The sequence below is a fragment of the Pseudomaricurvus sp. genome, assembly GCF_965662505.1.
Lineage (GTDB): Bacteria > Pseudomonadota > Gammaproteobacteria > Pseudomonadales > Cellvibrionaceae > Pseudomaricurvus.
Genome location: NZ_CBFIHX010000012.1, coordinates 1 through 15118, shown reverse-complemented (window position 1 = coordinate 15118; position 15118 = coordinate 1). Strand labels below are relative to the sequence as shown.

16 protein-coding genes, 1 tRNA gene and 1 other RNA gene are annotated in these 15118 nt (G+C 52.5%); 14 read left to right on the top strand and 4 right to left on the bottom strand.

Annotation, left to right across the window (positions count from 1 at the left end; translation table 11 throughout):
* Positions 1-45: 45 nt before the first annotated feature.
* Positions 46-882, top strand: a complete 837-nt coding sequence (gene queF, locus ACTG33_RS02895; protein ID WP_439133681.1) for an NADPH-dependent 7-cyano-7-deazaguanine reductase QueF — start codon at positions 46-48, stop codon at positions 880-882.
* Positions 883-1040: 158 nt separating this feature from the next.
* Here the strand turns inward: queF and ACTG33_RS02890 are convergent, their stop codons facing one another.
* The 3 genes from ACTG33_RS02890 to ypfJ form a co-directional block, all read right to left on the bottom strand.
* Positions 1041-2411 carry an adenylate/guanylate cyclase domain-containing protein gene (locus tag ACTG33_RS02890; RefSeq protein WP_439133680.1) on the bottom strand — a complete coding sequence of 457 codons (1371 nt, stop codon included), beginning with the start codon at positions 2409-2411 and terminating at the stop codon, positions 1041-1043.
* A 478-nt stretch (positions 2412-2889) separates the two neighbouring features.
* Positions 2890-3999 (bottom strand): hypothetical protein, encoded by a 1110-nt coding sequence (locus ACTG33_RS02885; RefSeq protein WP_439133679.1) that lies wholly within the window; start codon positions 3997-3999, stop codon positions 2890-2892.
* 220 nt (positions 4000-4219) lie between these two features.
* Positions 4220-5131: a KPN_02809 family neutral zinc metallopeptidase gene (gene ypfJ / locus ACTG33_RS02880; protein WP_439133678.1), complete on the bottom strand. Its 912-nt coding sequence runs from the start codon at positions 5129-5131 to the stop codon at positions 4220-4222.
* Positions 5132-5398: 267 nt separating this feature from the next.
* Between ypfJ and ACTG33_RS02875 the strand changes: the two genes are divergently transcribed.
* The 12 genes from ACTG33_RS02875 (at position 5399) to ACTG33_RS02820 (ending at position 13096) form a co-directional block, all read left to right on the top strand.
* Positions 5399-5962, top strand: a complete 564-nt coding sequence (locus ACTG33_RS02875) for a nitroreductase family protein (RefSeq protein WP_439133677.1) — start codon at positions 5399-5401, stop codon at positions 5960-5962.
* 80 nt (positions 5963-6042) lie between these two features.
* Positions 6043-6130 (top strand) — tRNA-Ser (locus ACTG33_RS02870).
* A gap of 155 nt (positions 6131-6285) precedes the next feature.
* Positions 6286-6382: signal recognition particle sRNA small type (gene ffs, locus ACTG33_RS02865), an RNA gene on the top strand.
* A gap of 178 nt (positions 6383-6560) precedes the next feature.
* Positions 6561-8495 carry a DNA polymerase III subunit gamma/tau gene (gene dnaX / locus ACTG33_RS02860; protein WP_439133676.1) on the top strand — a complete coding sequence of 645 codons (1935 nt, stop codon included), beginning with the start codon at positions 6561-6563 and terminating at the stop codon, positions 8493-8495.
* Positions 8496-8536: 41 nt separating this feature from the next.
* Positions 8537-8857: a YbaB/EbfC family nucleoid-associated protein gene (locus tag ACTG33_RS02855; protein WP_439133675.1), complete on the top strand. Its 321-nt coding sequence runs from the start codon at positions 8537-8539 to the stop codon at positions 8855-8857.
* 77 nt (positions 8858-8934) lie between these two features.
* Positions 8935-9528 (top strand): recombination mediator RecR, encoded by a 594-nt coding sequence (gene recR / locus ACTG33_RS02850; protein WP_439133674.1) that lies wholly within the window; start codon positions 8935-8937, stop codon positions 9526-9528.
* 58 nt (positions 9529-9586) lie between these two features.
* Positions 9587-10720 (top strand): ribonuclease D, encoded by a 1134-nt coding sequence (rnd, locus tag ACTG33_RS02845; RefSeq protein ID WP_439133673.1) that lies wholly within the window; start codon positions 9587-9589, stop codon positions 10718-10720.
* A 128-nt stretch (positions 10721-10848) separates the two neighbouring features.
* Positions 10849-11139: a YcgL domain-containing protein gene (locus ACTG33_RS02840; RefSeq protein ID WP_439133672.1), complete on the top strand. Its 291-nt coding sequence runs from the start codon at positions 10849-10851 to the stop codon at positions 11137-11139.
* A complete protein-coding gene (locus ACTG33_RS02835) occupies positions 11136-11363 on the top strand; it encodes a hypothetical protein (RefSeq protein ID WP_439133671.1) in 228 nt (75 codons plus the stop codon). Before ACTG33_RS02840 ends, ACTG33_RS02835 begins: the two co-directional genes overlap by 4 nt.
* Complete coding sequence (locus ACTG33_RS02830; RefSeq protein ID WP_439133670.1) at positions 11360-11809, top strand: YcgN family cysteine cluster protein; 450 nt, start codon at positions 11360-11362, stop codon at positions 11807-11809. The genes ACTG33_RS02835 and ACTG33_RS02830 overlap by 4 nt, the downstream gene beginning before the upstream one ends.
* A gap of 57 nt (positions 11810-11866) precedes the next feature.
* Positions 11867-12283, top strand: a complete 417-nt coding sequence (locus tag ACTG33_RS02825; RefSeq protein WP_439133669.1) for a hypothetical protein — start codon at positions 11867-11869, stop codon at positions 12281-12283.
* 144 nt (positions 12284-12427) lie between these two features.
* Complete coding sequence (locus tag ACTG33_RS02820) at positions 12428-13096, top strand: YEATS-associated helix-containing protein (RefSeq protein WP_439133668.1); 669 nt, start codon at positions 12428-12430, stop codon at positions 13094-13096.
* On the opposite strand, the gene ACTG33_RS02815 is transcribed toward ACTG33_RS02820, so the two are convergent.
* Positions 13093-13368: a hypothetical protein gene (locus tag ACTG33_RS02815; RefSeq protein WP_439133667.1), complete on the bottom strand. Its 276-nt coding sequence runs from the start codon at positions 13366-13368 to the stop codon at positions 13093-13095. The genes ACTG33_RS02820 and ACTG33_RS02815 overlap by 4 nt on opposite strands.
* On the opposite strand from ACTG33_RS02815, the gene ACTG33_RS02810 reads away from it, so the two are divergent.
* Positions 13355-15118 (top strand): VWA domain-containing protein (locus ACTG33_RS02810; RefSeq protein WP_439133666.1); only part of this gene is annotated, 1764 nt, incomplete at its 3' end. The genes ACTG33_RS02815 and ACTG33_RS02810 overlap by 14 nt on opposite strands.

Genomic DNA, 15118 nt, shown 5'->3' with positions numbered 1-15118 from the left:
TTTTATGCGCATTGAATTAGTGAATAAGCGTCACAGGTATTGAATATGGCTGGTACAGACCCTCATCAGGGAACCCTGCTGGGCAAGAACACAGAGTATGTTTCCGTTTACAGTCCGTCGCTGTTGTGCCCGATTCCGCGGCAGCAGTCCCGTCGCGAGCTGGGTATCAAGCCGGGTTCGCTGCCGTTTCGCGGAGTGGATATCTGGACGGCTTATGAGATCTCCTGGCTCAATAATGATGGCAAGCCTGTGGTGGCCATTGCCGAATTTGAAGTCCCGGCCAACAGTCCGGCGATTATCGAGTCGAAATCTTTTAAGTTGTACCTGAATTCGTTCAATCAGACTGCATTTTCAGATGTTCAAAGCGTTGCCCAAACGCTGGAATCCGACCTGTCGAGTGCTGCTGGCGCAACGGTTATGGTGCGTTTGAAGCCTCTTCAGGGGGTTGCGCTGGAAGGGCTGGGGCACTTTACGGGCGAATGCATTGACGATGAGCCGGTCAAGATCGACTGCTATTCACCCAGCCCGGATCTCCTGACACTGCATAAGCCGGAAAAGATTGTCAGTGAATCACTGTACAGCAACCTGCTTAAGAGTAATTGTCCGGTCACTGGACAGCCTGATTGGGCCAGCGTGTTTGTGCAGTACCGTGGCGCTCAGATTGATCGAGCCTCGCTGCTGAAGTACATTATTTCGTTTCGCGAGCATCAGGATTTTCACGAGCATTGCGTCGAGCGCATGTTTCTGGAAATCCAGGAGCGCTGCCAGCCGGAAGCTCTGACAGTCTATGCACGCTATACCCGCCGCGGCGGACTGGATATCAATCCTTACCGCACCAATGGCTCGGAAGGACCGATGGAAGTAAGGTTGGTCAGGCAGTAGGGGCGGTTAGGCAGTAGGGTTGGCCAAGCAAGAGTTGCCCGGTAAGCAATAGACAGCTGCCGGGTAAGAACAGACAGGTTGTGTGAAATAAGAACAGCTGGATCGGGTGCTGTGCTGCGCAGAGTGCCGGAGCAGCAGTGATCAGGATGGGAGAGAGGCTAGATAACCTTGTCTTTCAGGGCGTCGGCAGCCGCTTCCAGTGCCTTGATGGCCCGTTCACGGTCGTAGTTCCGAACTTTATCCATATCCAAATGCATGGAAAAGCCGTCCAGGCTGTGTTCGAAATAGTTCTGGTTTTTGCCCAGATCCTTGCGTAATCCCACCACGCTGTAAACTTTGATGGGGTGGCTGAAACCTTTCACGCCGATTTCACCTTTATCACGACACATAATGGTTTCGCGACACAGTGACCAGGTTTCATGGGTGACCAGAATCTCATCCGGCGAAGCGGCTGATTCCAGGCGGCTCGCCAGATTCACGTGGGTACCCAGTACGGTGTAATCCAGGTGGTGGGATGTACCGAACGTACCGACGGTGCAGTAGCCGGTGTTGATCCCCATACGGATCTGCATGGGGCGCTTAATCCCCTGATCCTGCCACTGCTTTTGCAGCACTTTCATCTTCTTGCGCATGGCGAGAGCCATGGATACGCACTGCACAGTGTCGTTCTTGATGCCTTTGCTCTGATTGTCACCAAAGATCACCATAATCCCATCGCCCATGAATTTGTCGATGGTGCCGCCATACTGGCTGACGATCATCGACATCTCTTTGAGGTAGGTGTTGAGGATCTCGGTCAGAGCTTCGGCTTCCATTTCTTCCGACAGCTGGCTGAAATCCTTGATGTCGGAGAAGAAGATGGTGAGGCGCTTGCGCTCGGTTTGCAGGGTGCTGTCGCGCCCTTCATTGATGGCAGACCACACCGGCGGGCTGATGTAGCGGGAGAGCTTGTAAGCGCGGATCTTGAAGGTGTTCTTCTCGCGATTCAGTAGATCGGTTTGTTTGCGCAGGCCGGCAATCTGACTGTAGGTGTAAAAAGCCGAGGCGCAAAAATAGGTGAGAATACCAATCAGGCTGGCAAAGCTGATGCTCAGTTGCGACGACAGAATCCACTGGGGCTGGTACACCACCAGGCCCAGCGCGATACCTGCCGTCATGGCCAGGTTGTCATGAGCCCACTTTTTTCCGCCACCGTTGAGCAGGGCATTGAACTGGACCATGGTGACAAACAGTAGAGTGGGAAGCAGGCTGAAACTGGAGAGGGCCAGAATAAACCCGAGCAGCATGGAATCAGCGCAACCCAGCCAGCGCACAACCTCGGGCAGGCGTTCGGCGCCCACCTGCCGACAGATACGGTAGGCTACGTAAATATAAATCAGGCTGAAAAGAATAGTGCCAGCTTTGAAGAAATCAATGTTGCTGAGGTTGAGCTGAGACGCCAGGGTGCCAGATGCCGCAAAGCATATTAATGCTCTGAAATAGTACTGCGACTTTACAGAATCCATCTGGGCGTTAGGGTCGTCTGTCATTGCTGTGACTCTGCCTACCGTGAGGTTGGCGTCTGCTCCTACCAAAAATGGCTGAGTTGATATTTTGACCGCTCAAAATGAGTGGTTGTACTCTTTTTTCTGAGTTCGTTTGCAATATCCTTTGCACAACGGTTTCTGCTCAGTGAGAGATGCAGAAACCATCTGGTTGGCAGAAACCCACCTGGCAGTAATTGCGAGGCATTATTTTCCTGGGTTTTGCGAAGCAGGTCGAAGACACCCATTTCTTCGGCATAAGGTTCGATGTTAGGGTTTTTAGCAAGCTTTGTCTAACCTTGTGTGTAGGGTTTACCGCTGCATCGCCATTTTTTTGGCGCAAAAACCGTCTTTTGGGGTCTTGTTAGTCGTATAGCTAATGGAATCAGGCATTCTTATAGCTAAAAAGCTAAAGCTAACGATTTGTCTTAGGCCCTTCGGTTACTTACCAAGCTTTCATTCTGTCTCTATTAGACCTTCATAATTAGGCTTTCATTCTGAGAGCCAGATATTTACTTTCCAGTTCTGTGTATCGGTGTTCAAGGCTGCTGTATTCGCTTTGCAGTCGGCTCATTTCTTTGTCGAAATCATCGCTTTCATTGGACGGTCCGCCATCCAGGCTGGTTTGCATTTGCATAACCAGTTGTTCATTTTCTTGTTTTAGCCTCTGAATGGCTTGGTTCTTTTGCTCGTGTTCCCCTTCCTGGTTGGCCAGTTTGCGGTGTAAGTCGTGATTCTCTTCCTTGTCGTGGCGCAATTGGTGATCGCGACTGGTTAAGTGTGATTTTAGCTTGGTGATTTGTTCGTGAGCGTCGTTCAGTTCTCTCTCCATCAATTTAACGCAGGTTTCCGATTCGCTCAGGTAGCGCAGCTGCTGGTCCAGCTGGGTTTTCAGGTCGTTGATCAGTGCTTCCTTATCAGCACTCGAATAAGCCACAGCAAGTCGCTGCTGCAGTTCACTGATTAGATTGTGTTGATTGCTGGCGATGGACTTGAGGCGTTCCAGTTCGTCAGAAGCCAGCTGTGGTGGGCTTTCATGGTCGGCGGAGGGGGCTGCATCAAGCTGATTCGTTGTTGTTTGACCTGGCTGTTGTAGCGATTGGCTGAAATCGTCGTATGCGGACTGATAGCCCTGCAGTAAGGTGTCCAATTCGTCTTTCTGGTCTATGTCTGCGGTCAGATCGGTGATCTTGAGGTGGTATTCCTGCGCCTGATCCTGGGCGTTTTGCCACTTTTCCTCCAGCTCAAAGAATAGCGTCTTAAACTGTTCCAGGTTTTCGACTCGACGCCTGCTGTCTGACAGGGCCTGGCGAAGGCTTTCAGCATCCATTTCTTCAAGAGGAGTGTCTGCGCTTGCGTCTTCGTTGTCTGCCTCTTCACTGTCTGTGTCTTCGGCAGAAGAGCTTTCTGAGACCGGATCGTTACTGGCCTGGCGGGTCGATTTCAGATCGAATGCCACGCGTTTAAGTCGCGACTGCAAACGTATCACCAATTGTTTGAGGCTGCGGGTGTGCATCAGCAGATACAGGCAAATCAGGATTAATAACCCGATCAGCTCTATAACGCCAAAAATTACCCAATGTGAAACCTGCATATCAAGTTGCTCCTCCCAGAACAATTGGTTGAACTACCGCTATCGGCCGGTTTCACAAAGACGATAGTGTTAATTTTTCAGGCGGAAGTAGGCAGAAATCTTTCTTATCGTTATTCGAAATATATTTTTAGATATAGATTTCGTTGGGCGCTAAGCTGGAGGTTGTGTGTTTCTAACTGAAAGTCCTATAAAAGTCCTATAACTGCCGCAACCGAAAGCCCTATAACTGCTGCGCTGCGAAGGTGTTGCAGTTGTTGAGGTCGCCGGAGTCAAAGCCTTTGCGAAACCAGCGAACACGCTGTTCGGATGAGCCGTGGGTGAAGCTGTCAGGCACCACCTGCCCGCCAGCCTGTTTCTGCAGACGGTCATCGCCAATGGCGGTGGCGGCCGTCAGGGCTTCTTTGAGATCGCCGGGATCCAGCAGTTGTTCTTGTTGGGCACTGTGCCCCCAGACACCGGCGAAGCAGTCGGCCTGCAGCTCTTGACGAACGGACAGGGCGTTCACTTCAGCCTTGCTTTTCCCTTGTCCGGCTTGTCTGACCTGGTTGCTAATCCCCAGTAAGGTTTGGACGTGATGACCGACTTCGTGAGCAATGACGTACGCCTGAGCAAAATCACCTGGCGCGCCATAACGGCTTTTGAGGTCTTGAAAGAATGACAAATCCAGATAGACCTGCCGGTCGGCGGGGCAGTAAAACGGGCCGACGGCAGCACTGGCTTGACCGCAAGCCGATCGGACGCTGCCGGAAAACAAGACCAGTGAAGGTTCTTGGTATTGTTGTCCCTGTGATTGAAAGATGCTGTTCCAGGTGTCTTCTGTGTCTGCAAGTACAACCGCGACGAACTGACTGAGTTCCTGTTCTTCGGGGGTCGGCTCACGGCTGTTTTGAGTGACTGCAGGGCTGCCTCCGCCGAGCAGAAAAGGCAATAAATCAATGCCGAAGAAGCGACTGCCGACGATAACCAGAATGCCGACGATCAGGATCACTCGGCCCGATTTGCTGCCAAGCATGCGAGGGATAAAGCGAAACAGCATGGCGGCGCCTGCGCCCGTACCGGCCGCGGAATAACCGCTGGATTCACCGCGTCGATCCTCTACATTGCTGCTTTGTCGTCTACCTTTCCAGCGCATGATGTCTACTCATCGGAAGGTGAATGATTTAGGGCTGTTTGGCCTCAGGGCTCTTCAGTGAACAAGTTCTTCAGCCTAGGTTCTTCAAATCAGATTCTTCAACTCAGGTTCTTCAGTTCAGCTTCTTCAACTATAGGCCAGTTTTGCAGGAAAGGCGTCCTGGTGGTCAGGGAGTGGGTGAGTGGTTAAAATGGCCGCCCATAGGCGCAGAGGATCGGTGGGTTAAATTCTGGCTCTGTGCAATTTACTGATGTTAGGACGCTTATCATGGAAGCCACAGAATTATTGTTAAACCGCGTCTCCTGCGGCAAGTTGACAGAACCGGCACCGACAGCTGAGCAACGCGAGGTGATGTACCGCGCCGCCTTGCGCGCTGCAGATCACGGTAACTTGCAGCCGTGGCGATTTCTGGAGGTCGAAGGCGAGGGGCTTGAACGTCTGGGTGAACTCTACGCCAAGGCGGCTTTGCAAGATGACCCGAATTTGAGTGATGTGCAGCGTGAGCGTTTTCGGAAGATGCCTCTTCGTGCGCCGCTGGTGATTGTGGCCATCGCCAAAAAAATCGAGCACCCCAAGGTACCGCACATCGAGCAGATATTGGCCACGGGCGCTGCTGCTCAAAACCTGATCAATGGCGCTTTTGCTGTGGGTGTGGGTGCCTACTGGCGCAGCGGTGCCATGGCTGAGCATCCGGAGGTTAAGCAGGGCCTTGGCTTGGAAGAAGGCGAGCAGATTATCGGCTTTATCTACCTTGGGACGCGCTCCGCTCCCTTGAAGACAGCCCCCAAGCCTGACCCGGCAGATTTTTTTCACCCGTGGCCGGCTAAATGAGATTGCCTTTCAGAAATCATTTGTGTATTGTACCGCCCTCGCTGAAGCAGGGTTGTGATTAATCTGCCATTTCAGCAGCTGGAGAGGTGTCCGAGTGGTCGAAGGAGCACGCCTGGAAAGTGTGTAAGTCGCAAGGCTTCGAGGGTTCGAATCCCTCCCTCTCCGCCATTTAATAAAAAGGGCTTACCCGCAAGGGTGGGCCCTTTTTTATTGAGCGAAGGAAAGATAGATTTAAACAGTTCATCCTTCAACTTTACGTCTCCGCGGCTTGCAATCCCTCGCTGAAAAAGGAATAATCGCCCGCGTTTCGCAATGGTGGCTCTTTCTGGTCCCCTCGCAATGATTAGCTGTGAACTCCGCCAGGCCCGGAAGGGAGCAACGGTAGCAGTGAGTTCATGTGCCGGGGTGTGGCTGGTCTGAGCCGCCACCCAATTTCTGCGAAACTCCTCTGTTTTTTCTTCCGTACTTTATTCTTTCTTCTATATATCGGTCTATTACTGTTCTCTTCCGTGGGTAGCTCGCCACCGGCAGCATCAGTCGATATAATCGCTGATCCGATACGTACATTCTGATGACAGACAAGGAACCCCCAACCTCCATGAGCTATCAAGTTCTTGCCCGAAAATGGCGTCCGCGGACTTTCCGTGAGCTGGTTGGACAGCAGCACGTGCTGCAAGCGCTGGTGAACGCGCTGGATCACAATCGTCTGCATCATGCCTATTTGTTTACCGGCACTCGCGGGGTGGGGAAGACCACCATCGCTCGCATCCTGGCCAAATGCCTGAATTGTGAATCTGGCGTCAGCTCTGAGCCCTGCGGCCAGTGCGGCGCCTGTGTTGAAATCGCTGAGGGACGTTTCGTTGATCTGATCGAAGTGGATGCGGCCTCGCGTACCAAGGTTGAAGATACCCGCGAGCTATTGGAAAACGTTCAATATGCGCCGACCCGTGGGCGCTACAAGGTGTACTTGATCGATGAGGTGCACATGCTCTCCAGCCACAGTTTTAATGCGCTGTTGAAGACGTTGGAAGAGCCGCCACCCCATGTGAAATTCCTGCTGGCTACGACTGATCCGCAAAAGTTGCCGGTGACGATCCTGTCTCGCTGTCTGCAATTCCATTTGAAGAATATGGACCCCGAACGCATCGTCGGGCACCTCCAGTACGTGCTTGAGCAAGAGATGGTGCCGTTTGAAGAATCTGCACTGTGGCAGTTGGGCCGCGCTGCCGATGGCAGTATGCGCGATGCCATGAGTCTGGCGGACCAGGCCATTGCCTTTGGCGGTGGCAAGGTTGCTGAAAGTGAAGTGCGTTCCATGCTGGGCACCATCGACCAAAATCTGGTCTACCGGGTGCTCGAAGCACTGGTCTCCGGTCAGGGGCAGGCGGTCTTGCAGGCGGTTGATGAGTTGTCGGAGCATGCGCCGGATTACAGTGGTGCTCTGGCCGAGTTGCTGTCCTCGCTGCATCGTATTGCCATTGCACAGGCTTTGCCGGAGGCCGTGGACAACAGCCGGGGGGATCAGCAACAAATACTGACCCTGGCGCAGCAATTACCGCCTGAAGACGTACAGCTCTTTTATCAGACCGCCCTGATGGGGCGTCGTGACCTGCCGATGTCGCCGGATATGCGCGCCGGGTTTGAAATGGTACTGCTGCGCATGATGGCGTTCCGCCCGCAGGGTGTACACAGTGTGCCGACACAGCCGCTGCCGCAATCCACACCGACAGCACCGCAAGCCGTTGCAGAACCCGAGCCTGCACCGCAGCAAGTCGCGCCACCTGCACCGCAGCCTCAAACTCCACAAGAGCCTCAAGTTCAGCAAGAGCATCAGCCACAAGAGCCTCAGCCAGAGGCAGAAGTAAAATCTGAGCCGGTAGCAGAAGAGCCGCAACAAGTTCAGCCGGAATCTCAAACCGAACACGCCAGACCTGTGGAGCATGTTTCTGAGCCATCGGCTCCTGAACCTCCTGCTCCTGAGCCACCTTCAGTAAATGAAACCGCCCAGGCGGGTGAGGCTCAAAAGCGCAGTCTGTCTCCAGAAGAGATGACGGCAATGGGCTTACAGCCCGCGCGTCAGGTGCCCGTGGTCGAGAAGCCGGAGGTGAAAAGCCCCGAGTTAAAAAAGATTCCTCTGTCAGCCATGACGCCTGACCGTTGGATTGAGCTCTATGCCGGTCTGGGAGTCGGTGGTGTGCTGCAGAGTACGGTCTCGAATTGTTTACTGCAGCATATCGAAGGCGATCAGTGGTATTTTCTGCTGGATCACAACCACAGCACGCTCTATGACGAGGGCCATCAGGGGCGCTTGTCGGATCTGCTGGGGCAGTATTTTGGTCAACCGATGACCGCCGTGATTGAGCTGGGTACGGTAACTGCCGAAACTCCAGCGGCCTGTGCCATCCGTATTCGTCAGGAACAGCACGCCTATGCGTTGAATGCCATGAATACGGATCCTGTGGTGCAGCAGTTATTGCAACAGTTTGAAGGTGTGTTGGACGAAGAGTCCGTTCGTCCCATCCTGGATGAATAAATCATGTCAGATCACCCCTTAGGGGGCATTGAGAGGTAACTATGAAAGGCATTGGCGATTTAATGAAGCAGGCCCAGGAAATGCAGGCCAACATGCAGAAAATGCAGGAAGAGTTGGCTGAGGCAGAAGTCCAGGGAGAATCCGGTGCGGGGCTGGTCAAGGTCACCATGACCGGTCGGCACGATGTCAAAGCTGTAGACATTGATCCGAGCCTGTTGACCGAAGACAAAGAAATTCTGGAAGACCTGTTGGCCGCCGCGGTAAACGATGCGGTACGCAAGGTCGAAGCGAATACCAAAGACAAGATGGGCGATCTGACCTCCGGCATGCAAATGCCACCGGGTTTCAAAATGCCGTTTTAATTCGAAGTACCCACTGTCGTTTGAGTTGTAAACTGAGTGTGACTTGTAAACTTAGCGTGAGTCGTAAAGCGTAATTTATGTTTAGCCCCTTAATTGATGAGTTAATGAGCAGTTTGCGCTGCTTGCCCGGTGTGGGTCCGAAATCCGCTCAACGCATGGCCTTGCACCTGCTGGAGCGAGATCGTGAAGGGGCATCTCGTCTCGCCTCCAGTCTGGGAAAAGCCGTTGAAGGCGTGGGCAATTGCGGCCGCTGTCGGACACTGACCGAAGAGGCCGTCTGCGGTATTTGCGCGAATCCTCGCCGTGATGATTCTCTGCTGTGTGTGGTGGAAACGCCGGCCGATGTGCTGGCAATGGAGTCTGCCGGGGTCTATCAGGGCAAGTATTTTATTTTGATGGGGCACTTGTCGCCCATCGATGGGATCGGTCCGGCTGATATTGGTCTGGATGTGTTGCTGACCCGCTTACAAAGTGGCGAGATTCAGGAATTGATCCTTGCCACCAATCCTACCGTCGAAGGTGAAGCTACCGCTCATTACATTGCGGATCAGGCCAAGGCACAGAAGGTGCAGGTGACGCGTATCGCCAATGGCGTGCCCTTGGGTGGCGAACTGGAATACATCGACGGCGGGACTCTGGCTCACGCATTGTCCTCCCGACGCGCGGTATAACCGTGCCGTTTGGCATTTATCTGTTGTTGTCTTATCTCTCCGTTAACTGAGTAACTGCATGTCTATTATTCCCTCAGAGCCTATTTGGGTCACTGAAACCGCAGAGCTGGAACGTCTTTGTGAGCGCTGGAGCCAGCAGGCGGCCATCGCTGTGGACACAGAATTTATGCGCAGCACGACGTTTTTTCCCATTGCCGCCTTGTTTCAGGTGGGAGATGGTCAGGGGTGTTATTTACTGGATCCGCTGTCGATCGATGATTTTTCCGCGTTTGCTGCGATTATGACTAACCCCAACATCACCAAGGTGCTGCATTCCTGCTCAGAAGACATGGAGGTATTTCAGACGTTTCTGGGCATCACGCCATCGCCAGTATTCGACACTCAGTTGGCCGCCGCGGTCGCCGGGAAGGGTTTTTCTCTGGGGTATGCGAAGCTGGTGGAAGTCATGTTGGGGGTTGAGGTGCCAAAGAGCGAAACCCGCTCCGACTGGCTGCAGCGCCCGTTAAGTCAGCCTCAGCTGCAGTACGCGGCTCTGGATGTGGCCTATCTGCTGGTGGTGTACGGCCTGTTGTTGAAGCAACTGAAGCAGGATGATCGCTTGTCCTGGGTAGAATCGGATTGCGCCGACATAGTGTCTCAGGCCGAAAGAGGTACAGATTATGATCAGATGTACCTGAAAATTAAATCCGCCTGGAAATTAAATCGACCCCAGTTGGCGACGCTGCAGGCGCTGGCCGCCTGGCGTGAAGAGCAGGCCCGGGAGCGGGATATCCCCCGCAACCGACTGATTAAAGAGCGCGCCCTGTGGGATATGGCTCGCTATCAGCCTACCGAGCTGAAACAGATCGCCGGACTGGAAGGGATGACGGCACGTACGCTCAAAGCCGATGGTGAGCAGTTACTTGCCATCATCGCCCAACAGCGACAGAAGCCCGACTATGAGTGCCCTGAACGATTGCCTAAACCACTGCCGCCAGAGCAGGGGGATTTGATGAAGGCGTTGAAAAATCACACGCGGGAAACCGCCGAAAAGCTGGTGATTGCCCCCGAAATTCTGGTGCGGAAAAAGGATTATGAAGATCTTGTGCGCTCTGGCATGGAAAATGACGTCTATAGTTTAAATGAGCGCTTGTCAGGCTGGCGGCGTGACGTGGTTGGTCGAGGGTTACTGGATATTGCTCAGACGTGGTAATGGCGGTTATTACCTTATGTCGCTGGGTTCAGTGCGTATCGAGTTGGACCAACAATATTGACTGTGGGATTCAAATCAAAAAGGCTGAGGAGCGCCAGTGACCGGTGCCAGCGCGGAATAGGATTACTATGAAAATTATTTGCGACATCTACAGAAGCCCGATTGATGAAGAGATGTATCTCTATGTGACGAAGTCAGAGGCTCTGACCCGGGTTCCAGAAGCGCTGCTGGACCGGTTTGGCAAGCCTCGTCATGTGATGACCCTGTTGTTGCAAGCGGGTAAAAAGCTGGCTCGTGTCGACGCTGAGCGTGTGATGGAGCAGTTACAAGTGAATGGTTACTATCTGCAAATGCCGCCAGCCAAAGACAGCGAGATGCTCGATATTCACTTGCAGAACACCAAAATGAACCTCAAGTGACGAATTTACCCTCCAGCAGCCGGTTGCAGCAGCCGATTGAAAAAGACAGCATTGTCATTGCGAGGAATGAAATGACGCGGCAATCCATTATTAGCACACTGCATCTAGACCCTGCCAACCATGGATTGCCGCGTCGCTGTGCTCCTCGCAATGACGGTAGAAAGGTTGTCACAGAAGTGGCCATTCTCTTGAACTGTCAGGATTTAAATCAGATTACGGTATGATTGCTCAATTTGCCCACTTTTGGGAACGTAAGTCCCTGTCCGAATTGTCGGAAGATGAATGGGAATCTCTCTGCGACGGTTGCGGAAAATGCTGCCTCCATAAGTTGGAAGATGAAGATACCGGTGAGGTGCATTACACTTGCGTCGCCTGCCGCTATCTGGATCGGGACAAGGGCGGTTGTCGCGAGTATGGTCAACGGCTGGAACTGGTGCCTGAGTGTATCGATCTTAAACCTGAGGATGTGACGCTTTTCCACTGGCTGCCACAGACCTGTGCCTACCGACTGGTTGCTGAAGGCAAACCGCTCTACGACTGGCACCCTCTGATTTCCGGCAATCGGGATTCAGTCCACAAAGCGGGAATTTCCGTGCGGGGAAGGGTTTACGCCGAGGGCGATATTCCTGAAGATGAATTGGAAGACTACGTTGTTCACTGGGTGGAATAACCCCGTTGGTTGCATACGCTAACCGGTGAACATCAAAGAAAAATTTGGAAACAATAGATGATAGACGCTTCATGGTTTGAAGGCTCGATGTTGGACAATCCGCATGTGGCCTGGATGTATTATTTGCTGGGTGCGCTGGGTTTGTTCATTTTCTGGTGGCGGATTACCCGGGGAATTGGCTGGTCAACCGTGAGACGTGTGTTGCGAAGCGTGATGCTGGTAGCTCTGGTGTGCCCATTCAGTATTGGTGAAGATCACACAGAAATGGCGCCAGCCACCTTGATGATGCTGATGGAAACCGTATTCGGCGGGCAGGAAGGCTTCAGTCGTGTTGGCCCAAGCTGGTTAGGATTCCTGGCATTTGGTGTTGTCGTGGCTTTGCTGTGGGACGGCGCTTGCCGCTACTGGCTGCATAGAAAGCGAGTCAAAGAAGAGCATACGCACACGGCTGAGGCTGAGGCGGAAACTGCTTAAACGGTATCCCTGTGGCGATACCGTGGACAATCACAACCAAAGCGTTTATCTCAGAGAAGTTGTTTTACCAATAGTTAAGTTAAATAGTTAAAAGCAGTCGTTAAATAGTTAAAAGAATAACGGACTATCAATTAGGAGCGTTCCATGGGGAATCATATTTTTATTCTGGCAGCGATCATGCTGGTTTCAGGCATATTTGGCGGCCTGATCAACTACTACCAGATGAACCAGAACACCAGTGATTCAGGCAGTTTGCCACGTTGTATCGTGATCGGTATTGGCGCCTCCTTTCTGGTTCCGGTGATCCTCGATTTTGTGAACAGCGATCTGATTCTGGAAATTCAGGGCGATCCCTCCCGTTTGCTGATCTACACCGGTTTCTGCCTGATTGCTGCGATTGCAGCGCGGGTGGTGATCGTGAATACCTCCGACCGTATTCTGCGTGAAGCAACTCTGGCTCGCGCTCAGTCTGAAGCCGCTCAGCAGGAGCTGCGTGTGTTGCGCGATGAGTTGTTGCCGCTGGTTGAAGCAGAAACGGAGCAGGATGCGCCGCTGGATGACGGCACAACCCCTGAGCTGGACGCGGATCTGGATGAGACTGCTCAGAAAACCCTCAAGTCACTGGCGTCTGAACGCTATACTTTCCGCTCACTGGCCGGTTTAAGTCGGCAAGTGGGTACGGAAGAAACCGCTACCGGCAAAGCGTTGGCTCAGCTGTCTGCCAAAGAGTTGGTGGGTAAGGTAAGCGGTCTGCACGGTATTCGCTGGTATCTCACCGAAAAAGGCCGTCGCATGGCGGATCTGCTGGTTTAACTCTGGGCCTCCTGTTTTAAACCTAGGGCCTCCTGTTTTAAACCTAGGGCTACTTGTTTTAAAACTGAAATAACCCACCATTTCTTTGCTGTTTTTCTAAAGCATTTGGGTTTCTGGCCGTATTTATAGACACAGTGATGTATAAATACGGCCACGGGGTGATGCTCGCTCTGGATGCCGGATTCAGCGAGTCTATTCATGAAACCCAAGTCCTTGTCTTTTTGTCTTTTTAATAAGCCGTGTATGCCAGAGAAGCCCTTGCGGAAGCTCATCGGGTGTCTGCTCCTGGTCTGCTGTCTGGGGTCGTCCTCTGTTTGGTCACAAGCTGTAGATGAAGACTCGGTTGAGGCTCCGGAATTTACTGATGTCCGCGTAGTGATCGACATCTCCGGCAGCATGAAAAAGAATGATCCCGCCAACTTGCGTAAGCCTGCGTTGGAGCTACTGCTACAGTTACTGCCGGACACCAGTAAAGCCGGCGTCTGGACCTTTGGTCAGTACGTCAACATGTTGGTGTCCCATGGCGAAGTGAGCGATGTCTGGACAAAACGTGCCGCCCGACAAACCCGGCATATTACGTCCAATGGCCTGTTTACTAACATCGGTGAGGCGTTGGAAAAAGCGGCTTACGATCGCGATATCCCTAATACCAATTACCAGACCCATATTATCCTGCTGACCGATGGCATGGTGGATATCGACAAAGATCCAGAAAAAAACCAATTGGAACGGCAGCGGATACTTGAAAGCGTTCTGCCTGATATTGAGTCTTCGGGATTTACCTTACACACCATTGCCTTGTCGGATCACGCTGACAAAAAGCTGATGGACGAATTGGCATTGACTACTGGCGGCGTGTCCGCGGTAGCGCACACAGCCGATGAGTTAATGAAGGTGTTTTTGAGAATCTTTGACCAGACGACGCCTGCGGAGCAATTGCCCCTGTCGGACAATCGTTTTCTGGTGGATTCGAGCATTGAAGAGTTTACCGCGCTAATCTTTCGTCAGCCGGGCAGTTCACCCACTCGATTGCTGAGTCCGGACGGAGAGGAATATCAGTTTGAGGAAAAAGCGACGGACGTGAACTGGTATCGCACGGATCAGTACGATCTGGTGACCCTACAACAACCCGTGGAAGGTGAGTGGCAAGTATTGGCGGATGTTGCGCCGGACAGTCGAATCACTATTGTCAGTAACCTCAACTTGTTTTTAAAACCGCTGCCCAATAACGTGTTTTGGGATCAAACATTGGATTTGTCTTTGCTGATGCAAGATCAGGAGGGGACGATCACCGATGCTGATTTTCTGAGATTGCTGACGGTCACCGGTGCTGTTCATCAGTTGGAGCAGGATGGCGATGCAGAGGTTGGTAAAAACGAAACGGCTGCAAAAGAAGTTTGGCAGAAAGTATTGAGCGGCGAAGTGCCGCCCACGGATGGTATCTATTCAGCACAATTGGATGTCTTTCACCAAGCGGGAGGTTATAAGCTCACCGTTGTAGTGGATGGTAAAAGCTTTCAGCGTCAATTGACGCACTACATGCAAGTGCGCGAAGTAGAAGGCATGATTCCTCCTGCAAAAGAACCTGAGCCTGCCGTAGTTGAAGAGGCTGTCGTTGAAGAAACCAAAGTTAATGAAGAGCCGGCACCGACCGTCGAGCCAGAGAAAGAACTGCCAGAAGAGACATTACCCGCTAAAATGCCGGATTGGCTATTGTACGCTGTGATCGGCGGCGGTAATTTGCTTCTATTGTTCATCGCGTTTATGGCCTATCGTCTGGTTATGGGCACCGGAAAAGACGACAGCCTGAAAGAACTGGAACAGGCTGTGTCTGACGCCGAGGCGGACACGGATGAAACACCGGACGAAAAGTCCGCGCAAGAAAATGACGATCCCAAGGCTTCTGAAAGCGCTGAAAACAGCCCTGAGCTTGAAAGCGACCCTGAACCAGAAAATCGTCCTGACGCTGAAAAGACAGACGATATTGCTCCTATTGAAATGGAGGAAGACGAGGGACTGATG